General features: G+C 44.6%; 21 protein-coding genes. 5 read left to right on the forward strand and 16 right to left on the reverse strand.

Annotation, left to right across the window (positions count from 1 at the left end):
• Window positions 1-10: 10 nt before the first annotated feature.
• On the reverse strand, window positions 11-871 hold the full coding sequence (locus AC58QD_RS00760) for a DUF421 domain-containing protein (RefSeq protein WP_497328989.1): 861 nt from the start codon (window positions 869-871) through the stop codon (window positions 11-13).
• A 244-nt stretch (window positions 872-1,115) separates the two neighbouring features.
• On the opposite strand from AC58QD_RS00760, the gene AC58QD_RS00765 reads away from it, so the two are divergent.
• Window positions 1,116-1,322, forward strand: coding sequence for a DUF1657 domain-containing protein (locus AC58QD_RS00765; protein WP_497328991.1), 207 nt, complete (start codon window positions 1,116-1,118; stop codon window positions 1,320-1,322).
• A gap of 163 nt (window positions 1,323-1,485) precedes the next feature.
• Window positions 1,486-1,701 carry a small acid-soluble spore protein Tlp gene (gene tlp / locus AC58QD_RS00770; RefSeq protein WP_497328993.1) on the forward strand — a complete coding sequence of 72 codons (216 nt, stop codon included), beginning with the start codon at window positions 1,486-1,488 and terminating at the stop codon, window positions 1,699-1,701.
• Window positions 1,702-1,807: 106 nt separating this feature from the next.
• On the opposite strand, the gene AC58QD_RS00775 is transcribed toward tlp, so the two are convergent.
• Together AC58QD_RS00775 and AC58QD_RS00780 are read right to left on the reverse strand one after the other, a co-directional pair.
• A complete protein-coding gene (locus tag AC58QD_RS00775; RefSeq protein ID WP_497328995.1) occupies window positions 1,808-2,248 on the reverse strand; it encodes a L,D-transpeptidase in 441 nt (146 codons plus the stop codon).
• 19 nt (window positions 2,249-2,267) lie between these two features.
• Window positions 2,268-2,945: a DUF2238 domain-containing protein gene (locus AC58QD_RS00780; RefSeq protein ID WP_497328997.1), complete on the reverse strand. Its 678-nt coding sequence runs from the start codon at window positions 2,943-2,945 to the stop codon at window positions 2,268-2,270.
• A 221-nt stretch (window positions 2,946-3,166) separates the two neighbouring features.
• Between AC58QD_RS00780 and trhO the strand changes: the two genes are divergently transcribed.
• Window positions 3,167-4,060, forward strand: a complete 894-nt coding sequence (gene trhO, locus AC58QD_RS00785; RefSeq protein ID WP_497328999.1) for an oxygen-dependent tRNA uridine(34) hydroxylase TrhO — start codon at window positions 3,167-3,169, stop codon at window positions 4,058-4,060.
• A gap of 54 nt (window positions 4,061-4,114) precedes the next feature.
• Here the strand turns inward: trhO and AC58QD_RS00790 are convergent, their stop codons facing one another.
• Window positions 4,115-5,101, reverse strand: a complete 987-nt coding sequence (locus AC58QD_RS00790; protein WP_497330030.1) for a phosphotransferase enzyme family protein — start codon at window positions 5,099-5,101, stop codon at window positions 4,115-4,117.
• Window positions 5,102-5,419: 318 nt separating this feature from the next.
• Between AC58QD_RS00790 and AC58QD_RS00795 the strand changes: the two genes are divergently transcribed.
• Window positions 5,420-5,587 (forward strand): zinc ribbon domain-containing protein, encoded by a 168-nt coding sequence (locus AC58QD_RS00795; RefSeq protein WP_497329001.1) that lies wholly within the window; start codon window positions 5,420-5,422, stop codon window positions 5,585-5,587.
• Window positions 5,588-5,699: 112 nt separating this feature from the next.
• Here AC58QD_RS00795 and cysI read toward each other — a convergent pair whose 3' ends face one another.
• The 5 genes from cysI to AC58QD_RS00820 all read right to left on the reverse strand — a co-directional run bounded on the left by cysI (window position 5,700) and on the right by AC58QD_RS00820 (window position 12,552).
• Entirely contained in the window at window positions 5,700-7,424 is a 1,725-nt protein-coding gene (gene cysI / locus AC58QD_RS00800) for an assimilatory sulfite reductase (NADPH) hemoprotein subunit (protein WP_497329003.1), read from the reverse strand.
• Between the two features lie 37 nt (window positions 7,425-7,461).
• Entirely contained in the window at window positions 7,462-9,285 is a 1,824-nt protein-coding gene (locus tag AC58QD_RS00805; protein WP_497329005.1) for an assimilatory sulfite reductase (NADPH) flavoprotein subunit, read from the reverse strand.
• Between the two features lie 239 nt (window positions 9,286-9,524).
• Complete coding sequence (locus tag AC58QD_RS00810; RefSeq protein WP_497329007.1) at window positions 9,525-10,994, reverse strand: hypothetical protein; 1,470 nt, start codon at window positions 10,992-10,994, stop codon at window positions 9,525-9,527.
• A 17-nt stretch (window positions 10,995-11,011) separates the two neighbouring features.
• Window positions 11,012-11,671: a hypothetical protein gene (locus tag AC58QD_RS00815; RefSeq protein ID WP_497329009.1), complete on the reverse strand. Its 660-nt coding sequence runs from the start codon at window positions 11,669-11,671 to the stop codon at window positions 11,012-11,014.
• The gene (locus AC58QD_RS00820; protein ID WP_497329011.1) at window positions 11,668-12,552 is read right to left on the reverse strand and encodes an amidohydrolase family protein; all 885 of its coding nucleotides are present in this window, start codon (window positions 12,550-12,552) and stop codon (window positions 11,668-11,670) included. Before AC58QD_RS00820 ends, AC58QD_RS00815 begins: the two co-directional genes overlap by 4 nt.
• 199 nt (window positions 12,553-12,751) lie before the next feature.
• Between AC58QD_RS00820 and AC58QD_RS00825 the strand changes: the two genes are divergently transcribed.
• Complete coding sequence (locus tag AC58QD_RS00825) at window positions 12,752-13,630, forward strand: helix-turn-helix domain-containing protein (protein ID WP_497329013.1); 879 nt, start codon at window positions 12,752-12,754, stop codon at window positions 13,628-13,630.
• 23 nt (window positions 13,631-13,653) lie between these two features.
• Here the strand turns inward: AC58QD_RS00825 and AC58QD_RS00830 are convergent, their stop codons facing one another.
• From AC58QD_RS00830 to AC58QD_RS00860, 7 genes are all read right to left on the reverse strand, one after another.
• A complete protein-coding gene (locus AC58QD_RS00830) occupies window positions 13,654-14,385 on the reverse strand; it encodes an MOSC domain-containing protein (protein ID WP_497329015.1) in 732 nt (243 codons plus the stop codon).
• Window positions 14,386-14,461: 76 nt separating this feature from the next.
• Window positions 14,462-15,247 (reverse strand): VOC family protein, encoded by a 786-nt coding sequence (locus tag AC58QD_RS00835; protein ID WP_497329017.1) that lies wholly within the window; start codon window positions 15,245-15,247, stop codon window positions 14,462-14,464.
• Between the two features lie 345 nt (window positions 15,248-15,592).
• The gene (locus AC58QD_RS00840; RefSeq protein ID WP_497329019.1) at window positions 15,593-16,021 is read right to left on the reverse strand and encodes a VOC family protein; all 429 of its coding nucleotides are present in this window, start codon (window positions 16,019-16,021) and stop codon (window positions 15,593-15,595) included.
• Between the two features lie 121 nt (window positions 16,022-16,142).
• Complete coding sequence (locus AC58QD_RS00845) at window positions 16,143-17,546, reverse strand: MFS transporter (RefSeq protein WP_497329021.1); 1,404 nt, start codon at window positions 17,544-17,546, stop codon at window positions 16,143-16,145.
• Between the two features lie 95 nt (window positions 17,547-17,641).
• Entirely contained in the window at window positions 17,642-18,442 is an 801-nt protein-coding gene (locus AC58QD_RS00850) for a helix-turn-helix domain-containing protein (protein ID WP_497329023.1), read from the reverse strand.
• Between the two features lie 348 nt (window positions 18,443-18,790).
• Window positions 18,791-20,338: an FAD-dependent oxidoreductase gene (locus AC58QD_RS00855; protein WP_497329025.1), complete on the reverse strand. Its 1,548-nt coding sequence runs from the start codon at window positions 20,336-20,338 to the stop codon at window positions 18,791-18,793.
• A gap of 3 nt (window positions 20,339-20,341) precedes the next feature.
• Window positions 20,342-21,439 carry an alpha/beta hydrolase family protein gene (locus AC58QD_RS00860; protein ID WP_497329027.1) on the reverse strand — a complete coding sequence of 366 codons (1,098 nt, stop codon included), beginning with the start codon at window positions 21,437-21,439 and terminating at the stop codon, window positions 20,342-20,344.
• Window positions 21,440-21,455: the final 16 nt, after the last annotated feature.

Raw genomic sequence — 21,455 nt, forward strand, 5'->3', positions numbered from 1 at the left:
GAATTCTCCTTTATCTGTGTAGTACAGGTTTCAAATCTGCTATAATTTGTTCCATTTGCTTCGAACACAGTTCATACATCTCTTTTGCCTTCTTATTTTTCGTGGTCAACCCAAACAACATCAGATCGCCTTCACACTTTTTTAATGTCGCGAACAGAGCTGCCTTTTGCTGAGGCAAAGGAACTTTAATCTGGTCGTCATACAAGTCGACGTATAATTGACCGTAAGAATCGACTTGACCAAGAAATACATTTTCGATTGCCACACCCAATTTCTCTAATTCTGTATTCAACCATTCCCGACTCAAACCGATGGTGGCTAATGGTTCGTCCATAATTTTACCGTCCAAGATTACCGTTTGTGTTTCCTGCTCAGGTCCGACTGTAATGCCTAGATGCTTCGGAGTGATCGGTTGGTTTTCCCGAGTCAACAATACATTAATGTCCCCGCTCGCTTCCATTATTGCAAATTCCACATCAGCCAATTTGAATGCTCTTTTCTTTCGCAATTGCTGCAATAGTTCTTCGTTCGTAATTCGTTCTTTTTTCAAATTATCTTCCAACACTTTTCCATCTTTAATAAGAATGGTCCCTTTACCGTCAATAAAATCTCTCATTGTTTTACTTTTTAGCTGCAAAAATTCAATTCCCAGTGAACAAGCAACCCATACAGCTATTGCAATCAATCCTAAGTACCAGGTTGCCTCCATATCCAACGATATGTAAGCTACAAGGCTGCCGATTGTAATACCGGTAATGTATTCAAACAATGAAAGTTGAGAAATTTGCCTTTTACCCAACAACTTGGTCATAAAGAAAAGCACAACTACAGAAAATAACGTTCGTAAAGCAACTTCCAACCAATCCGGCATGTCGGATCCTCCTTCATTCACAACATAATTCCACTATTTAAATTGTTTGTAGTAACCATGAATGTTATGAAACCTAAAGCAAGTAATCCATTTCCATTTTTACTATAAGGCATGGAGAATCTAATCCAATTATTTCCCAGTTTTATAAAAGAAAGTTTGGGGATATTATGTTTGTTACTTCAAGAAATGGTAGCTGAGAAAAGTAAATTTATATGTTGGTTAAGTATCAAAGGAGGTGAAAACAGTGACAGTAGCATCGGAAGTAAAAACTTGCGTGGCTTCATTAAAAAGTGCTCAAGCTAGTCTGGAACAATTCGCTTTGGCTACACAAAATCAAGAAGCAAAAACTCTTTTTACCAATGCATCCCAACAAACCCAACAGATTTTGGAACAGGTGGAAAGCCGGGTTCAGCAATTAGAAAACGAAGAACCTCAGTATAAAGGTTTCTAAATTACATTTCAGTTCTTCCTAGATAACATGTTGAGACGTTCCATATTGGAACGTCTTTATATTGAAATTGAATCAGCGTCACTCAAACGAATAACAGCAAGACGTTCGGGTCATTCTAAATTCTAAATGAAGTAGTTTAGGATTAAATTAGGAGGAATTTACTTTGGCTAAACCAGATAATCGCGCGGATAACGAGATTCATCTGCAACAACATATTGACCACACGGAAGCTAATTTGGAAGAAGCAGAAGATTACCTTGACGAGCATGCAGATGAGATTTCACCTGATGAAAAGCAAGCGATTGAAGATAAAAATGAGCGACGTAAACAAAGTATCGAGTCTTTCGCTGCGGAAAAACAAGACGAAGCAGGGCAGTAGACATATTTATAGCCCCTTCCTCTGGAAGAAGCTCAAGAGGGACACTATCGTAAAGCCGATTAGTGTCTTTTTTGTATGATGCAATGGATAGAGCATCCTTCTTGCCCTATTTTTTAATAATAACTTTTGTGCCAGTCGGGATATGACGATATAACCATTCCACGTCCTTATTCCTCATTCGAATACAACCCGAGGACACACTATTGCCAATGGAGTAAGGATTGTTTGTGCCATGTATCCCATATTTATAACCCCCAGTGTTCGGAACGCTGATCCCCATCCATCTTGTCCCAAACGGATTTCGTTTATCACCTCCCGGAATGTTCTTCCTTAAGTACCATGGGTTCTTTATTTTATTAGCGATATAAAACTCACCCTCGGGAGTGAGTTCTCCTTTTCCGGTAGCTACCTGGAACGAGAAGACGGGATGTTCGTTTAAATAAACTTGTAAGGTATGTTTAGACTTACTGATTACTAAACAAACTTCCTCCTCAACAGGTTCTGCCGAACTGATCCCGCTAAACAAGATTAAAGAACAACTAATCATAATAACAACAAAAATATGTTTAGGTTTGATTCTGGCTCACCCTTTCTTTGCTAATTATTAATCCGATAGACAATAAAGATGCGATCAGAGTCAGAGCCATGTCCTTCTGCGTATCCAATGGATCACCTTGTAATCCGATGTACTCTTCGCCAAGCGAACCGGCTATTAGAGCAACCACCATCTCAATGATTTCAAACAAGGCACTAAATGTCATGATCACTGTGAATGTAGCCACATAAGACCAAACGGATCGCAATTTCATTGCCCGTATAGCGACTTCCCAGATTGGATACGCGACAAGAAGACCGAATGCAAAATGTACAATTCGATCATAAAAAGCCCGCTTGGTATGAAAATTTTGTTTAAGCCAATTGTCTAGAGGTGTACCCTGGTACGTATAATGGGCCCCTATTGCGTGTAGCAAGAAAAAGAAAGTAAGCAGTAGGTATGAGAAATTGGTCAACGCAAATGTCCGATACAAAAAGGCAAGTACCCCTATAAAGAGAATGAGCAATGCATTCTCTAGAAGCCAATCTCTCCGATCGATTGGATTAATCGCCAACCAAACCCAAATGATTACAAAAACAGCGATCATGATATGTAGAGGCCAATTTTTGGTAAAGGGTATTGTATTTGACTGAAATAACCTGGCGAATGAAGACTTGTCGTTAATGAAATGATCAGAAGAACGAAACATAACAGGTACACTCCCCATGTTAGTATGATACCTAACATTAGAATGTCCTTAGAGATATCATAGTATGTCGAAAATGTTGTAGCCCCTCGCTCAGAATTAATCACCAAGCCAAATAACTCCTCACTTACCAAACACAAATGTTGACTTAATGTAATGTTGGGAACTAAAATATAATAATGTCTATTGTGAATTATGATTATACTGAAAGGTGCGTTAGTTAGATGAACAAACACAGAATCCTTCTTTTTTATAAATACATTGCAGTACCGAATGCCGAAGAATTCGCCGCCGAACATTTGCAATATTGTAAGGAGCTTGGCGTCAAAGGCCGCATTTTGATCGCGGACGAAGGGATTAACGGTACACTCTCAGGTACTGAGGAACAAACAGAACGTTACATGGCAGACTTACTGCGGAATCCCCTTTTCGCGGATATTGTATTCAAGAACGATCCAGCAGACGGTCATGCTTTCAAGAAACTGTTTGTCCGATATAAGCAAGAGCTCGTGACTCTTCGATACCATACTAAATTGAACCCCGTAACTGATGGCGGGGGCCGATTGAATCCAAAATCATTTCACGATCATCTCCATCGTGAAGATGTGATCGTTTTGGACGGACGAAGCGGTTACGAGTACGACCTTGGCCATTTTCGCAACGCGATTCGGCCAGATATTGAAGCGTTCCGTGAATTTCCGGACTGGATACAGAATAACTTAACGGAACACAAAGACAAGACTATCATCACGTACTGTACGGGCGGCATTCGTTGTGAAATGCTGACCGCAGTACTTAAAAACGAAGGCTTCAAGGACGTGTACCAACTGGATGGCGGTATTGTCACCTACGGTCAGGACCCCGAGGTGCAAGGCAGAGGCTTCGACGGAAACTGTTATGTGTTCGACGAGCGCATTTCGGTGCGTATCAATCAGACTGACGAACATGTTACGGTCGGGCAATGCCACCACTGCGGCAGCCCAACCGACCGTTATATCAACTGCGAAGATGATACGTGCCATCACCAGCACCTCGTATGTGAGCCATGCGAAACAACAATGAACGGCTACTGCTCCACTGCTTGTGAAGAGAATGATATGGCTGTGAAGCATGGATGACATTTCACTAAAAAGAGAAGAGGTCGGGACACTTAATCCCGACCTCTTCTTTATTCATTTTCCCAAAAAATCATAACGATGCTTTATCATTGAATTTCGGAGTTTCTCACGCAATGCAATTATCCATTCTGGTTCGTGACCTTCAATTTTATCGCATAACGAACGTAGTAATACAGCATATTTCACTATATCGTTCATGCGCTTAAACATTGGTAGTTGCGTCCATAAGGTCACATCCAATTGATAATGCTCTTGGTATCCTTTCATAAAAAGTTGCAACTTTGGATGTTCGAAGCAGATCTGTTCCTCTGTCAAATCTGAGATGGCTTGCCATATATCCATTACATACCAGCCCTGCTGACATTCATCCATATCGATTAGGCCGAATTGAGTCCCATTCCAACGAATATTGTCCAATTCCAAGTCAGTGTGGATCAACCCGTAATTCCTATTGTTCTGGTCCAAACAGCTCGCCCATGCTGCAATTTGAGTCCAGGCTTCGTGAGCCGCTTCATCATTGGGATCTAGCCAACTTTTCGCCCAATCCAGGTGTTGTCTCCAATGTGGACGTTTTTCCGTTATGGATTTGGGCAGTATAGAGGATGCCTTATGAAATTGACCGACTGCCGCTCCCCATAGTATCAATTGCTGATCTGTTAATTGCTCTGGATCCCACTCATATCCTGGCATTCCTGTGAATACCACCGCAAAGTAAGTGCCCCATTTCGTATGTATCGTTTCGATCAAATTTCCAAAGCGTGAATATATAGGCTGATTTACTTGTACTCCCAACTGTTCGAGCGCTTGCAGCACTTCAATTTCAGACATAATCCATGACCATTCACGTTCAGTGTTCTTATTAAACCGCAAATAATATCTCTTATCGTTCTTCATAAATCGAAATACAGCGTTTGAACTCGTTCGAAAATGCTCAACCGTTCCCGGATCCGCTTCCCATAGATCCGAGATTAGATTCCCTAATGGACTTTGCTTTGTATCACCAACTGTTTCTACAATTTCCAACAATGTGCTAAGTTTCATCAATGGCCCATGCACTCCCTTTGTACAGAGCCCTTCCTGCCCAAGGTAACTGGGATCTTAAACTTCTCAAATCAAGTATCGACCCATATCTGGTTGGTATAGGGGGCTCTGCATTAATTGAACTTCTTTAACGATTGCCATGTACCACCCTCACCCCTCTCATCATTTTCTTTACTATTACATAGGCGCCTATCACACATCAATGTAAAGAATGATTATAAAAGACTATAAAGTTAATGCTTTTAGATGTCGATAAAATCTTAGGGACAGAGTCTCATAGCAGAACTATTAGTGCTTAAAAAAGGTGGCCTGTACATAATGATTAATTGCTCTTCTTGCAAAAAACTTACCGAAATTCAAAAACAGCATTGCTCACATTGCGGTCAGGTTCTTAAATACACGATTGCTCAAAAATTCGATATTATGGCTGAATCCGTTGAGAAGGCTCTTAGGAAGGAACTAGAGGCAAGAAGAAGAAACAGGTAGCGGTCATGAGATTCAACAAATGAAGATTAATCAGCTTGAGATGATCATTACAAATGCAATAAAACAGCTCTGATCGCATCAAGTGCGACAGAGCTGTTTTATGTTTCTTTAATTAAGAATGAAAATCTTGTCCCGAGCGAACTTCTTTAACATAGCCGGCGCGAATGACATAATCACCGAAGTGTTCGCCTTCACGGCGTTCCAGTGCATATTGAGTAATAATCGGTTGCAGCGACTCTAATATCTCCGTCTCGCCGATGTTCTCCTTATACAGCTTGTTCAGTCGGTTTCCGGTAAAACCGCCCCCCAAATACATGTTGTATTTACCGGGCGCCTTGCCAATGAATGCGATCTCCGCCAACATCGGTCGGGCGCAGCCATTAGGGCAGCCTGTCATGCGTATGACGATCTCCTCGTCACGCAAGCCTACTTCCTCCAACATCGGTTCAATCTTATCCATTAAATCGGGTAGATAGCGTTCTGACTCAGCCATTGCCAACCCGCAGGTAGGTAGAGCTACGCAGGCCAAGGAATTTCTACGCAACGCAGAATGGTTGGTCCCATCGGTGAGTTGATACTCCTTCACCAATTCCTCAATCTTTTTCTTTTTCTGGCTGCTTATGTTGCCGATAATCAGGTTCTGATTCGGAGTTAGCCGGAAATCCCCGGTATGCACCTTGGCAATTTCCCGGAGCCCCGTCATCAGACGGTAATTATCCTCATCTTTGACGCGACCATTCTGTATAAAGAGGGTGAAATGCCATTTTCCGTTGCTTCCTTTCACCCAACCATAGCGATCCCCGTTATGATCAAAATGGTAAGGACGCGCTTCCTCGAGCTTCCATCCTAGACGTGTGTTTAGTTCGTTGATGAACCACTCAATACCGCGGTCGTCAATCGTGTACTTGAAACGAGCGTGTTTGCGCACAGAGCGATCACCGTAATCCCGTTGGATCATGACCGTCTTCTCCGCAACGTCGATGATCTGCTCTGGAGAGCAGAACCCAATCACTTGGGCCACCTGAGGATATGTCTTCAAATCACCGTGACTCATTCCCATTCCGCCGCCAACCGTGATGTTGAAGCCCTTCAAGTTGCCATCTTCGATAATAGCGATGAAACCCAGATCCTGGGAGAAAACGTCTACATCGTTGGAAGGGGGAACTGCCATCCCTATTTTGAACTTACGCGGCAAATAGACAGGCCCGTAGATCGGCTCTTGCTCTACTCCACTGTCCAGACTGTCAATCACTTTCTCGCCATCTAACCAGATCTCGTGATAGGCTTTGGTCCGTGGATCGAGATGATTGCTGACCCGGTTGGCCCACTCATACACCTCAGAGTGAATTTCCGACTGGTATGGATTCGGGTTACACATGACGTTGCGGTTCACGTCGCCGCAAGCGGCTAGTGTGCTTAAAAGCGCATCGTTCACTTCCCGGATCGTCTTCTTCATGTTCCACTTAATTACGCCATGCAGCTGGAAGGATTGACGAGTGGTCAGACGAATGGATCCGTTGGCGTATTGCTGTGCGATACGGTCCATCATCAACCACTGCTCCGGAGTTACAACACCGCCTGCCGCACGGACACGCAGCATGAACTGATAAGCCGGCTCTAGCTTCTGTTTATTCCGTTCATTACGCAAGTCCCTATCATCCTGCATGTAACTGCCATGAAATTTCATCAGACGATTATCATCTTCAGGGATGGATCCGGTAATTACATCCTCAAGCGTCTCAGCCAGGCTTCCACGCAAGTAATTGCTTCGAGTCTTGATATGTTCTACATCGCTGTGCGGAGCACTGTTCGGCGATAATAAGTTGTTTTCTGACATTTGGCTCTTCTCCTCTCGCAATCTTTGGGACTCGGACTTAGTAGACATCCCGCTGATAACGTTTATGCTGTTGCATACGGATCAAGTATTCCGCAGCTTCCTCTGGACTAAATCCGCCCTCTTGTTCGAGGATTGTTGCCAAGGCCGAATGGACGTCATGTGCCATCTTCTTCTCGTCGCCACAGACGTATACGCTAGCCCCTTCTTGTAGCCACTGGTATAGCTCCTTACTCTTTTCTAACATTCTATGTTGTACATACACTTTCTTGTCGGAATCACGGGAGAACGCGACATCCATACGTGTCAGTACGCCGTCCTTGAGCCAACGCTGCCATTCAACCTGATAAAGGAAATCCGTGGAGAAATGCTGGTCGCCGAAGAATAGCCATGTCTTCCCTTCAGCTCCGGTCTCTTCCCGTTCTCCTAAGAAGGCTCTGTATGGTGCAACTCCTGTGCCTGGTCCAATCATGATGATCGGGGTATCCGGGTTCTCAGGGAGCTTGAAATTGGAGTTATGTTGAATATAGACCGGCAATGTATCGCCCGCTTGCACTCGCTCGGCTAACTGAACGGAACAAACACCGTATCGGTCCCGGCCTTGAGACTCGTAACGTACCGTGCGGACCGTAACGTGCACCTCATCAGGGTAAGCTTTCGAACTGCTAGCTATTGAGTACAGACGAGCAGGCATCTTCCGAAGAATCGATACAAACTCATTTGCTGGTACACCTTTAAGAGAATAATCCTGCACCAAATCCAAAAGATCCCGTTCGTTCAGATAGGTCCTAAGCTCCTGCTCGCGTCCCTCCTCCAGAAGCTCATTCAGTCCATTTCCAGAGGTGAACTTAGCTGCTTGCGCAAGTAGCGGCTTCGTCAGCACGGTGATCTCATAATGGCGAAGCAATGCTTCTCGCAGAGACTTCTCTTCGCCATTCTTATTAAGAGAAACAAGCTCCTCCGCTCTCCAGCCCATTGCTTCGATCAACTCATCTACTAGACGAGGATGGTTCTCCGGATAAATACCTAAGCTGTCACCCGGTTCATACTGAAGATTGGATCCGTCCAAAGATATCTCGATGTGCCGAGTTTCTCGGTCCGATCCACGGCCGTTCAGATTCAAATTCTCAAGAACCTCTGCCTCGAAAGGATTCGTCCTTGAGTATTCCGATTCTGCTTCACTCCCGATTGCAGAGCCCCCTGCAACAGAAATGGCAGGAGTTGCTGATGTTTCGCTCAGGGAAGCTATCACATTATTCATCCACTCCGCAGCAGGCGCGTCAAAATCTACGTCGCAATCGACACGCGGAGTTAGCCGTTTACCGCCTAGCTCCTCCAGACGTTTGTCGAAATCCTTCCCTGTTTGGCAGAAAAACTCATAAGACGTATCGCCTAGCGCTAGCACAGAGAACCGCAGGTCCTCCAATTGAGGCGCTCTCTTACTATGAAGGAATTCAAATAAAGGAATGGCGTTATCTGGCGGATCACCTTCTCCATGGGTGCTCACTAGAATAAGCAGGTTTTGCAGCTTCTTTAAGCCATTTGTCTTGAAGTCACCCATGGAGGAGAGCGTTACCTCAAAACCTCTCTCTTGCAGTTGTTTGGACACCTTCTTCGCCAACCCATGTGAGTTGCCGGTCTGCGATCCGAAGAGCACAGTCACCTCTTTGGAGGTTACAGTTACATTCACTGCTGGAGCTGCAATTGGCGCAGCGCCAGATGACACCACAGCTGCCGCACTTTGAGTAGCCGCAAGATACCCGCTAAGCCAGATCCGTTGTGCTTCCGATAGTGTAGGCAGGAGACGATTGAGCAGTTCAACTTGCTCTTGATTAAAAGGACTGTTTGTTACTTGAAATTCCAACAATATCCACCTCTCGCAGCATGCAAAAATATTAATTCCTAGTATTCGTATATAATTAATTTTTACTCTCTTGAACCTATCACAACATGCGAAATGAATCAATTAGAATGATCTTATAACATATATAAATTATATTGATAAAGGAACAACGGTAGACAAGAACAAGATAATCCTGTTCCAAGTCTACCGTTGCATATAAGAGCAAATTCGCTGTTTACAATCTCGTTCCTACTGTAATATCAGCTCCACATTCCAATGTAAGGGAGATCAGCCACGCTTGACAATTGCAAATCGGATTCTTCCCACTCGCCGCGCATTAAGAAGATCCCTTCGTTAGTCTTCATGAATAGAGGCCTTGGACCAAATGCAAAATGTGCTGGCAATGTACGTTCCCCGCCGACCCAACTCATGTCTCGCCCGAAGTGTCCTTCATCCTTCCTGCCAATGAGCTGATATGGATCTCGACCGAAATAATCGGTGATCGTCCATTGCAGGTCCCGTTCCATCCAGATACAACCATTCCCTAGCAAAACAGAAGTAGACTTGCCAATGTTTGTATCGCTAAGTTCGCTCCAGAATGTTTCATCTACTCCATGGCGCAACACTAAATAGAGCAGATCGTGTGTATGCCAGGCGGTCGAAGGAGCGACATCTGCTTCACTGCTCCATCCAGTTGCGGAAGCAAAGTACCCGCGCTGATTCTGATAGCTCGCATACGTGCGGTCGCAGCCTCTCAAGTATTCGCTGAGCTCCTGATCCGGCACATGACGTATATATTGCTCCATAGCAAATAAGGTCATCCCCATTCCAGCAATCAGCATCGGTTCGTCCAGCTTCACCCATCGGCTGCCTGAGTGGTACCAGACACGATGCATCCTTAATTTACCCCGGCTGTCATACCAAGCACTTCTTGCTACATGTCTGCAAAGCGCTCCCGCATGGTTCAAGTACCGCTCATCCCCGAACAACTCATAGGCCAGCACAAGCGGTCCGATTAGCAGGCCATAATATTCTCCTGGCTCAGTGCTTGTCTTATCTTTATCGTAGCGGTAAGACGCCTCACAGTCCATGTCTGGTAATCCGCGAAAGTGAAACTGTTGTATCATATAGTCCAACTGATCACGGAGGTCCTTGCGTCTTTGTTCAGTCCCATCAAATGCACGTAGATGAAGAAGCTTTCCCCAGATACGGGCATACTCCTGATTGCTGATTGCTCTTCCCTCGGTATACATAATGCCAAATGGGTAGATTCTATCGATCGCCTCGAAATTACGCTCCATGGCAGAGCGAATTCCTACTTTAACATCATCAGACAAATAGCTATCTCCATATTGCAAAGTAAGGCCAAGCGAGACATTTGTAATGCCATTATGAATGAGGCCTTGTTTGAGACTCTCGCCAATCTGGAATCCGATATGTTGATATTGACCATCTTCCTGGAATGAAGTCGTCTGAAAGCGCAAAAGCTGCAGCAGCTGAGCTTCTAATTCAACGTCACGTCTTTCCCTAACCAGAAGCGCTAGCGTTGGCAGCAGTGGACTGCCCCAAGTGCTATGGCCGCTAGTAAAATCCGACCAACGATAAGGGTTCCCTCCCCATACGGAATGATTATGAAACCCGTGAATCGCTCCATTCGGCTGCACCCATGAAAGAAGCCAGTTGGCGAGTTTGCCTGCATTCGGTTTTTCATTGTTCGGTAGTAGTTCCATTTCTTACCTCCCTAGTGTCACAAAATCCTATCCATACGGCTCCATATACGTTGTCCTTCGAGAGCACCTTCCCAAGGTTCAAAATGAGGCAGCATCACTTCGTGCCAGTTGACCGGTGACTGATTCGTATTCAACAATCCCCGTCGTTTCGGTTCGCTGTTCCCCGCTGGCAGCTCATGATAAGAAAATAACAACTGCCCCAGGGAACCAATAATATAGGTTTGGTTGAAACTGTCTGGTGCTTCTTCTTGCTTTTGAAAATGGTAATAAATATAGCTCGATACACATTCTGGTTTCAGTCGGGCAATTGAACCTATTCGTTCTTCAACTCGACGTGTACTGCGCCAGGACTGCATTTCCTTCGGAACTCCATCGTGAAAGATGTCGATCATAGGGATAGCTAGTCGATAAACGAGTTGTCGTAGCGTCGGCTCAGCGGGCCACTGTTCCAAGTACTGTGCATAAGTCTCAGGCCAGTCCCAGCCATCAGCCTTCGAGCTTTCTGACGCCTCAGCATACAAGCATACATACGCATCGAGGGCGAATACGGAAACGTCGGAAAGCCCCTGCTTATGCCAATCCTTTTGAAAAGAATCTGCATTTTCTTTCACTGCAAGGCGGAAATCGAGAGCCCTCTCCTGTCGAACCTGGGAGTAATACAGCAGTCGTTGCATCATGCCTTCTCTTCCTCCGTCCCGAAATAAAAGGCTAGGGCATTAGATGTACGAACCTTTCTCCGCTCTGTGACGCCCCAATGGTCAGGTAATAGCTGCTCAAACAGATCAACAACGTCCTTATAGGAGCCCGCCTGCAATGCTACTGGCCAGTCACTGCCGAACATAATGCGATTGGCGCCGAAACGTTCCGCTGTGTGATGAATATAAGAGGCAAGTTGTTGGTTATTCAAGCCGGCAGCCTGTGTGATCATGCCTGACCATTTGCAATACACGTTAGGGAACCGAGAAAGATCGTCGATGTATTCAGCCCAAGGCTCCATCACTCCTTCCCGGTAAGGAGGAATGCCTAAATGGTTTACCACTGCTTTTAGTTGCGGCACTTGCCTCAGGCATTGAATCACTCCCTGCATATTGTCCGGTCGAATGAGCAGATCGACAGAGAAGCCATCTTCCTCCAACAGTCGAAGATGCTCAAGCAGAAGATCCGGCACGCGTTCCGTGCATTCCTCGAATATAGACCGATCTAGTCTTATACCGACGAATCGTGGGTTATTACGAAGAAGACCATATTCATCCCGGAACGATTCCGAGAACAGATCAAGCCATCCAACGACGCCAATCACTCGATCATACTGCTCTGCAAGCTCCAACAGGAACTCCGTCTCCGCCACGGTTGAGGCGGCCTGTACAGCAATAAATCCTTGTACGTCAGCTGTTGCCGCTAGTGCAAATATCTCAGAGGGTGTAAAATCCCGATAGAGAAGCTTACTGTCCGGTTTAAGCCAATGATAATCCCCTCGTTTCAGCTTCCAGAAATGAACGTGACTGTCTATATAACATATTTCTTCGTTTTCTACAGTTTGCTTACGATCAGCTGTCATCGTTACACAGGCTCTCCTTCTCTTCAAGATTAATTGCCGCCAGGCATCCTCACCCTAAGATCTACACTGTAATCTTACTGCTTACTGCTCTCTCGAAGTTTAGCTGTATTTCACCGAAATGTTGATATCGTGCACAAACTGTACAATATGTTAAAATATCGATAATCTAACTTTCATCCGAATCGGAGTTGTCCTTCTTATGAAACGACTTGAGCTCGTAAGTCTAGCTTTGACTCCTTATCGATTAAGCTATCGTCGGTATACAGATCACAACTTCAGCGGCTACTACCACTACCATCAGGGCATGGAGTTCCTATACATTTATAACGGTCGCGGCCATATCACGGTCGGTGAACAAATGATAGATGTTGAGCCAGGTTCTTTATTCTATTTTCAACCTTTTCAACTTCATAGAATTCAAATGGAAGTTACGCCTCAGCATCCATTTGAGCGTACGATTATTTCTTTTGAACCTACTATTTTTGAGCCCTATTTTGAAGTGTTCCCGCATCTGTGTGACTATTTCATTCGATTATGGAGAGATCAATTGCCCGTACAGATGCTTGCATCACAACCGGACAACGATGAACTATCACGTATGTTCGATTCGTTTCACAAGCGATTATCGCAAATTAAGAGCAATGAGTATCAGCATGAATTTGCTTTTTTGGCTGTGAGGCTTATACATGAGCTGTATAAAAGGGGATTCGGTCAAATGAAAGCGAAGAGCGCTGCCGAGATAATGGATGCTGCACGTCCTAATCGGCATTCTGAATCCATTATGGCGTGGGTTGAGGCACATTACCATGAGTCGTTCACACTTACTCAGCTGGCTGATGCGCTGCATTTGACCAAAACTTATATCTCGCGAGTCTTTCGTGAGGAAACCGGAAGCAACCTTATGGAGTATGTAACGGCAAGAAGAATACGGCAGGCATGTTGGCTGCTGCATAACACAGATTTACCTGTGGAGCACATCGGGGAGAAAGTAGGGTTCCCGAATTTCTCCTACTTTTGCCAAGTTTTCAAAAAGAATGTCGGTACATCCCCCAATCGATCCCGCAGAGTCATAACTTGACATTGACCGACTGTTTGCATCTATCAATCTGTTAAATATACTTTCTCACCCACGGTAATTTGTCCTGTCTTCGCAACAGAAGCATATACTCCGAAATTTAGATTCATCTCCTCGTTTACTATCTTTAGAAGAGAATGATCTACTTCAAGAATATCTGGGTCGATGGTAATCATGGAACAGCGCTCGCATTCCATATTAACTTTCAATTCCGCACTCCCCATTACTAGTCGCTTGCCTATCCAATCGTGTTCATTGCATGCATTTTTATCTACAGATAAGATTAAGTTCGCTCGAAAACGACGCAGATCTAATTTCTTGCCCCACTTCCTTTCCAATAATCGCAGGGAACCATCTGTGATTATTAGTATATTTTCTGAATCGACGGCTAAGTGATTTTGGTTATGAGGTTTAAAATCAATCATAGATATTTTTCTTTTCGAAAAGCATTGTATTTCCGCTAATAACTCTTCATCCCAATAACATGCACGTCCGTCCGGTGACGTTACACTCACAGTTGGAAACCTGTCCTCATAACCCTCACCGAGTAGTTTTGCCTTGTAACCTAGCATAATAGGGATGTCTCTAGCCGTAATGTATCTTGACCATCCTTCTTTTGTATCGTCAATAAAGGCATGACTGCGGTCCCCGTATATTCCATATGCGTCAATTTTACTTGTATCCAAACATTCGCCTGCAAAAGATTTAATTGGATACCTGTTTATTTGGTTAATTTCTCCAATAGGTTTGATTGCCAAATTGTCCATCTTCCTTTCAATGCAGCATAGAACAGCATCTACGATACTCGAAGCGATTATATTAAAGAATCGATCATTACTCCACTTCAGAGCAAATCATGATAATATTGCCGTCAGGATCCTTGACTGTGAAGAAAGCCAACTCACCGTGTCGTTCGATGTCGGTGAAGATAGGTACTCCATTCGAAACTAGATAGGCTTTAGAGGCATCCACATCCGGGGTAACTAACATAAACAGAATCTCGTAGTCATCTCCCTGTCTGAACCGATTGTCGTCGAGCAGTACGCCTGACCCGCTCTTCATCTGCAAGTCATAGATGGAGTTCTCCGGCCCCGATCCTACTGCTTGACTTGGCAGTCCAAGCACCGCGCTATGAAACTGAATCGCTCGGTTCATATGTGTCACATTGAGGAACACCCCTCCTATCCGGTTCAAAATTGGACTTTCCGTATTCTCTAGCCTGTTAACGACCTCGGAGATATAATCGGATTGTGTAACCATCAGAGAGTTGCCGTCAGGATCGGTAAACATGAGAAATGCCAAGCCCGGATGAGGTCTTTCTATCGGATATAACGGTCGTACTTCTTGATTTTCCAAAAAACGATATGATTTCTCTACGTCAGATGTTTTGTACATAAATCGGACACGCGGCGTTTCCGGCGTGTTGCTTCCGTTGTCATCCAGAATAATGCCTGTTCCTCCCTGAAGCTTCATCCAATACACATTGCCGCCGTTTAATCTCTCTTCCAACAAGGGAAGTCCCATCACCATGGAGTACCACTCGGCAGAGCGGCGGAGCTCGGATACATGTACGAATACGCTTTCTACAACATTATCAATCGGACTTTTGGCAAGTTCCACATCAGTCTCTCCTTTATATTTGTTAGTTGTTCCGGCTGCATAAACCTTGAATGCCGTTGGCACTCGTTCCGGTTATCCTCGATAAAGTCAATCGCCCTTTGTACGAATTCCGTGTAGCTCATACTTTCACCTGTTAATTGTGTCGTCTTGGTTATTATTATAACAGAGGAAATTGTCCAAAATATGTTCAAAATTCTCAGAAATTAAGGCTGCCGAATGGCTGCCCAGATGAAGAGACGGATCGTTTCCCGGCAAGATAAAAGGCTACCGCGTAAAAACCGTCGGTAGCCTGATTTGTTGTTAATAAGCTCTTGTTCCACTTTAGTCTCTCAAATGACGCTTAGCTTAAAACACGATTTCTCCATTATCATAATTAAATTGCCATTCGATCCCGAACTTGTCTGTTAAACTACCGTAGCATTTGCTCCAGAATGTTTCCTGAAGCTCCATGCCTACTTTACCTCCTTCCTTGAGTTTATGAAACAATGATTTAATTTCATCTATATTCTTGTTGACTACAGCAAGGCTAATGTTGTTACCTGCAACGAAAGGCATACCGGGAAATGTATCAGAGAACATAACCGTGCTACCATTAATGTTAAGGCGTGTGTGCATGACTAAATTTTTAGCTTCTTCTGGAAGTGGATATTGCGGGTCAGGTGGCGTATCTCCAAAGGCCATAATCTTTGGTTTTTCTTCGCCAAAAACCTCTGCATAATACTCTACTGCTTCACGACAGTTTCCATTAAAGTTAATATAGATTTCAACAGCCATTTGATTCACTCCTAAGTATTAGTTTGAAATTCATTGAAACATGGTTATTGTACTTCAGAACTATCGCAATTAAAAGTTTTCACCTCCTTAGCAATGGATACTACTTTCCCTGCCTCGATTATCAGACCAGCTCTTTGACCGGCTGTGGGGCTTTTTTACCGAAAGTAAAGAAATACAAGAGCGCGCTCGCTATGACAACCAAGCTTAAGATCAGAATAAGGTTTCCGTACAAATAAGCATGCGAGTCCGAAATCAATGGATGAAGCGGGAATGCGAACAGTTCTTGCTCCATCGATTTGGCGACTAGGGCAGTCACAACAGCTCCTGAAATAGTCGAAGTCATATTAAATAGACCCATGCCGACGCCGATTTGTTGAACGGGCAATATTTGCGTTACAGTCTCCGTTAATGCAGTCTGCACGAAGGAAAATCCGATGTACATCATAATCAGGGCAGCTCCGATATACCACACCCAAAGCCCGATGGAAGAAGATTGCAGCAGCAAACTTAGGGAGACTAACGCAAGCCCCAAGTACACAACAAAATGGCTTCCTCGCTTGACTGTCAAATTGCCGGCAACTCTTCCGAATATTACTGCGCTAATGGCTCCCGGAAACATAATGAGTCCGATTTTATCCGGGCTCAGAAGGTACATTTTGTTTAGCATGAGCGGGATTACAAACATTACGGACATAACCGTACCAAATATAAGAAACCCAATTATGAGTCCGGTTCTATACTGCGGGTTTGCGAATAGGGCGGGATCGACAAAAGGCTCCTTTGCTCGACGAATATGAACGATGAATAGAATTAGACCAATGACAGATAGAAGCATAAAAAGCCAGCGTCCTTCTGTTGTAAACAAAATCAACATCGTCACTACTATACCAAGCAGCAAAGCGCCAACTATATCCAATTTGCCTGCTCGACGTTGTTCCATCGGAAGAAGCTTTTGGAAAAAAGGAACTGCGACGAGTACGGGGAGCGACACTAGAAACAAATACGCCCAGTTGAACGATCCAGCAATATACCCGCCGAGTACCGGTCCGATTCCAATCGCAAAGGAAGCTGTGGATGTTATGATTCCAAACATTCTCCCCCGTTCTTCCGCAGTAAAGAACCGTGCTACCATGACAAAGATCAATGCCGGAATGGCGGATCCGCCTGCTCCTTGAATTGCCCTGGATATAATGACTGCAGGGTACCAAGATTGCAAAACAAAGCCCAATATGGACCCCAAGCTGTAAAGGATAATTCCAATCGTAATCAGTTTTTTGATGCTGTACATATCGGAAAGCTTTCCGAAAATAACCATTCCCATACCGAATACGATAAAAAAGATTGTAACGACCCAACTTACACCTGAAGCATCCAAACCAAATTGCTTGGCAATGCTTGGCGTGGAGACATTGAATACCGATTCGTTCAGTACAGCAAAAAAGATGACATAATAAATCCACGGTACACTTTTCTTAATGTCTGTAGTGTCAAAAGCATCCGTCGTATGACTCTCCGTTGTTTTCATTCTAGTAAGCTTCCTTCCTCGGGTAAAATGATTTCCCTCATTCATTAGATTGTCGTTTCTACCCTATTCTATCATGCAGCAGATGAAGGTATTTCTTATCGATTGCTATATTGGATAACCCGATTAAGGAAGTTATTCATTAACAATGGGATAGAGACCAGGATTGGTGGATCGTCCGGGTGAGGGAGATGAAGATTAACATGCTGATACGGGACGAATGTATACTGTTCCACTATGATAGGTTCCTTCGATCGGAAGCGTAAAGTTGTCTGTGGGAGCAAAAAATCCATAGCCTGCATTCCCCAGGACACTGACGTAGCCATCAAATAATAGGTGCCCGGCTTGACACCCGTAAAACAAAACTTCCCCAATGAAGACAGAATTGTTCCATATAAGGGTAGTCCTTCTGGAATCGGTTTGGCAAACAAGCCAATCAGAATGACGCCGTGAAAAGGAATATCCGCTCGTACAGTCCCTTCGACAATGGCGTGCAGATTAGAATTAGGATGCCATGTGCTCCAATCGTTAAGTCTCTGTAGGGAACGCAAGTGGTCGTCCGCTTGTTGCTTCGAATTCCGAAAGTCAGAAGGCGTCACACCTACCCGTTCTGTAAAACGAGTCGTGAAGGTTCCCAGACTTTGTTGCCCGATCTCCAATCCGACATCACGAACGCTAAGATTTGTGCGCAACAACAAATCTTTTGCCTTTTGCAATCGGAGTGCTGAAACATAATATAGGGGGGAGAGACCGATCCTTTCTTTAAAAATGCGCGTGAAATGGAAAGGACTGTAGGCTACATAGTTGGCCAATCGAGAAAGTGGAAGCGGATCATAAATATGATCATGAATATAAGCTATCACCTCGTCTATTTCTGTATATTTTTCCGTCGTTAACATGTCTACACCTTCCTTCCAATCCTTAGATCATGTTGTTATTAGCATTAACAATCTTAAAGTCTCTTATTAAAATCGCTTCTAAAGTGGTCCTCAACCATGAATTGGGTTTTTTACCCATACAACTTATAGTACCGCACATATGTTCGGTTGTAAACAGAATCCGACAACTTTCTTATATTCTAGGAAGTTACTTGAACAAGCCCTTTTAAGAAAGAAACCCACAGCAGCAAGCTGTGGGTTCCAAGTATATTTAAAAAGGGGGTCGGGTTTCATTATAACCTTGTTTCATTAATGAAGGATGAAAATAACATTTCATTTCGATTACAAAATGAAGTCCAACCTAATATATTATGCGTTGAGAATCTGTCCGTCTAACAGAAGTCTCTTGCGAAGCTTCGAATAATCGATCTCCTGTACCGTAGATCCCGATTCAAGTGCGAGTGCTGCAGCAGTTGCCGCAGACTGGCCAAGAATCATAAATACCGGTTCCATACGAATGGAGCCGTAAGCGATATGAGAGGCAGACAAGCATACGGGCACTAGCAGATTCGTGCAATCCTCTTCCTTTGGAACAATTGAACGGTATGAAATCGGGTATGGACCCGTCGGTCTGATCTCAACGTTGCCTTCGTTGATACAGCGTCCGTCGAGTATGATCCGGCGACAATTATGCGAGTCCATCGTATAGGCGGCTAGACCGATCGAGTCTTCTTCTTTGACGTATTTCCGGCAATGATGTTCTGTCATGACTATATCTGCAATCATTCGTCTGCCTTCGCGGATATACAGCTGGTGTGGCCAACCATTCGTTCTCATGAACTCATCCGCGGGAAGCCCCCACTGTCGCGCCTCCGCTCTGATATGAATCGGCACGCGTTCGTCATTGGCAAGAAAGTACAAAAGGCCCAAGTCGTATTGAACATGATCTTGAAAAATCCGTTCACGAGTAGCGTAATCGCCCTCTGGCCATTCATAGTTCGCGCCGATATGATCTGTGCTGACCGCTCCCCGGTTATTAAGATCAGTTTTTCCCCGAGGCATTTTCACATTAAGCTGCATCGCATCCCAAACGCCAGCCCGCAAGTATCGAGCTAGAAGCTCGAATCGGTTGGGATCATAATTCGGTGGCTGCGGGAATGAGATCCGGTTATCCGACACATTCGTCAGGCAAATACGGAAATTGTACGCCTGTACACTTTTGTCCCCTTGTCCCTGATAACCGGGCTCTGCATCCATAACTCCCGGCAAAAGGCCGCTATCCGGATTGCCTTCAACAACATAAGGATCTATCCATGCATAAAAGTTGTGGCTCGGGTGCCCGAAGTGAATGCCGTTTAACGTCTCCTTATATGTTAGATTAGATTCGCGTCCAACATGATAAGACACACCGGCTTTGGCCAATAAATCCCCTTCGTACGTCGCGTCGATGAACATAGGAGCAGAGAACACATTCCCGTTTTCCATCTTAATCTTAATAATTTTTCCATTCTTCTTCTCTACATTTGCTAAATGTTGTTCAAAATAAACCGGTACACCCGCACTTTCCACCCAATCCTTAAATATTTGCTCTGCCACATGGGGCTCGAATCCCCAAGCAGCCCCATCTGGCTCGTCGCTTCCGTATATTTGGCCGATTTTCCGGTAAAATTCTCTTGAAATACCGCCGATTGCGTCTTTATTCCCGACATCTGTCCGACCGAGACCGCTTGTCGTCATTCCTCCAAGATGGCATCCGAATTCCACTATAACGGCTCGAAGTCCTGTTCGACTCGCTTGCAGAGCTGCTGAAATTCCGGCCGGTGTTCCTCCGTATATGCATAAATCGGCTTTTATGTACTCTGGCGTGTCACTTAAGGCTTGCGGTCTATAGTAGGTTAAATGACTGAAGTCGGCCATCTTCTACAGCTCCTTTTCACATAATATAAGCTCTGGTCCGTAATTCTCACATGCTTCATAAGAGGCTGTACCTTCAATGATCCGTCCGCTCTTCATCTTGATCTGGTATCGATAAGGCTCTTTGGCAACAACAGTAAAAGATGTTTCGTCCAGATCGTAATCCATGCGTGCAGTGTGATCGACACTATCCAGACTAACGACGAAATGCTTAGTGTACAAATAACCCCCTATGAGGAATGTACCTCTTCGCGGGATTTCAATTGATACATTATTCGACCTTTTATGAATCTTTTTAACCTCATTAAAATGCTGCAACATGTCATTCGACAATCGTTCCGTATGTCCTTCCCCACCAACTCCCGGCCATTCAACATAATGGAGAAGACTCGTTTTACAGGCCTGATCTGCTGCATTAAGGTACAGGCGGCTATGACAAACAGGGACACGCGCGTCGAATGTTCCATGAGCTAATAACAGAGGTGTTAACTGATTAGGAGCCAAAAACGCGCCGCTTCTAGCCTCGTAAGGCTCTATGGATTCCCAAGGAGGAACACCGATCCAAACGTCCATGTCATCTCTGAATTCTCCGATCCGATCACAGGCGTACCATTCTGCATAATCGGCGATTCCGTACATGGCCGTTGCCGCTGCGAATAGATCGGGAAACTTATTGATTGCCGCAAGCACATTCCCGCCTCCGCCGCTTCCTCCTTCAAGATACACAATATCACGATCCAGCAACAGCGAACTGTATTGCTCCCTAACGAACAGAATGGCATCATAAATGTCGATTAACTCAAGCCCGTTGCAATCGGGAGAGCCTTCCGAGAAAGCCCTCCCCCTCATATCGACTTGAATTACGACGTATGCATTGTCAGCAAAGGGTGTTTCCCGTTTCTGGGGTTCCGGTATACTCATGTGCCAACCATGCAATTGCACTAGCATATAAGAAGGCCGGTCAGGCTTGATTATGTTAGCTGCAAGCCGCAAGCCAGGCGTTATTGATGATTCATAGTATCGAAAATCCTGATAAGGCGATTGGAATTCCTGCTTCAATTTATTAGTGCCGAGACGAATCTGGTCTTCGTATTGCTCGAACATGTGTAATGTTCCTTTC

The sequence above is a fragment of the Paenibacillus sp. J2R1T-4 genome (assembly GCF_059692235.1).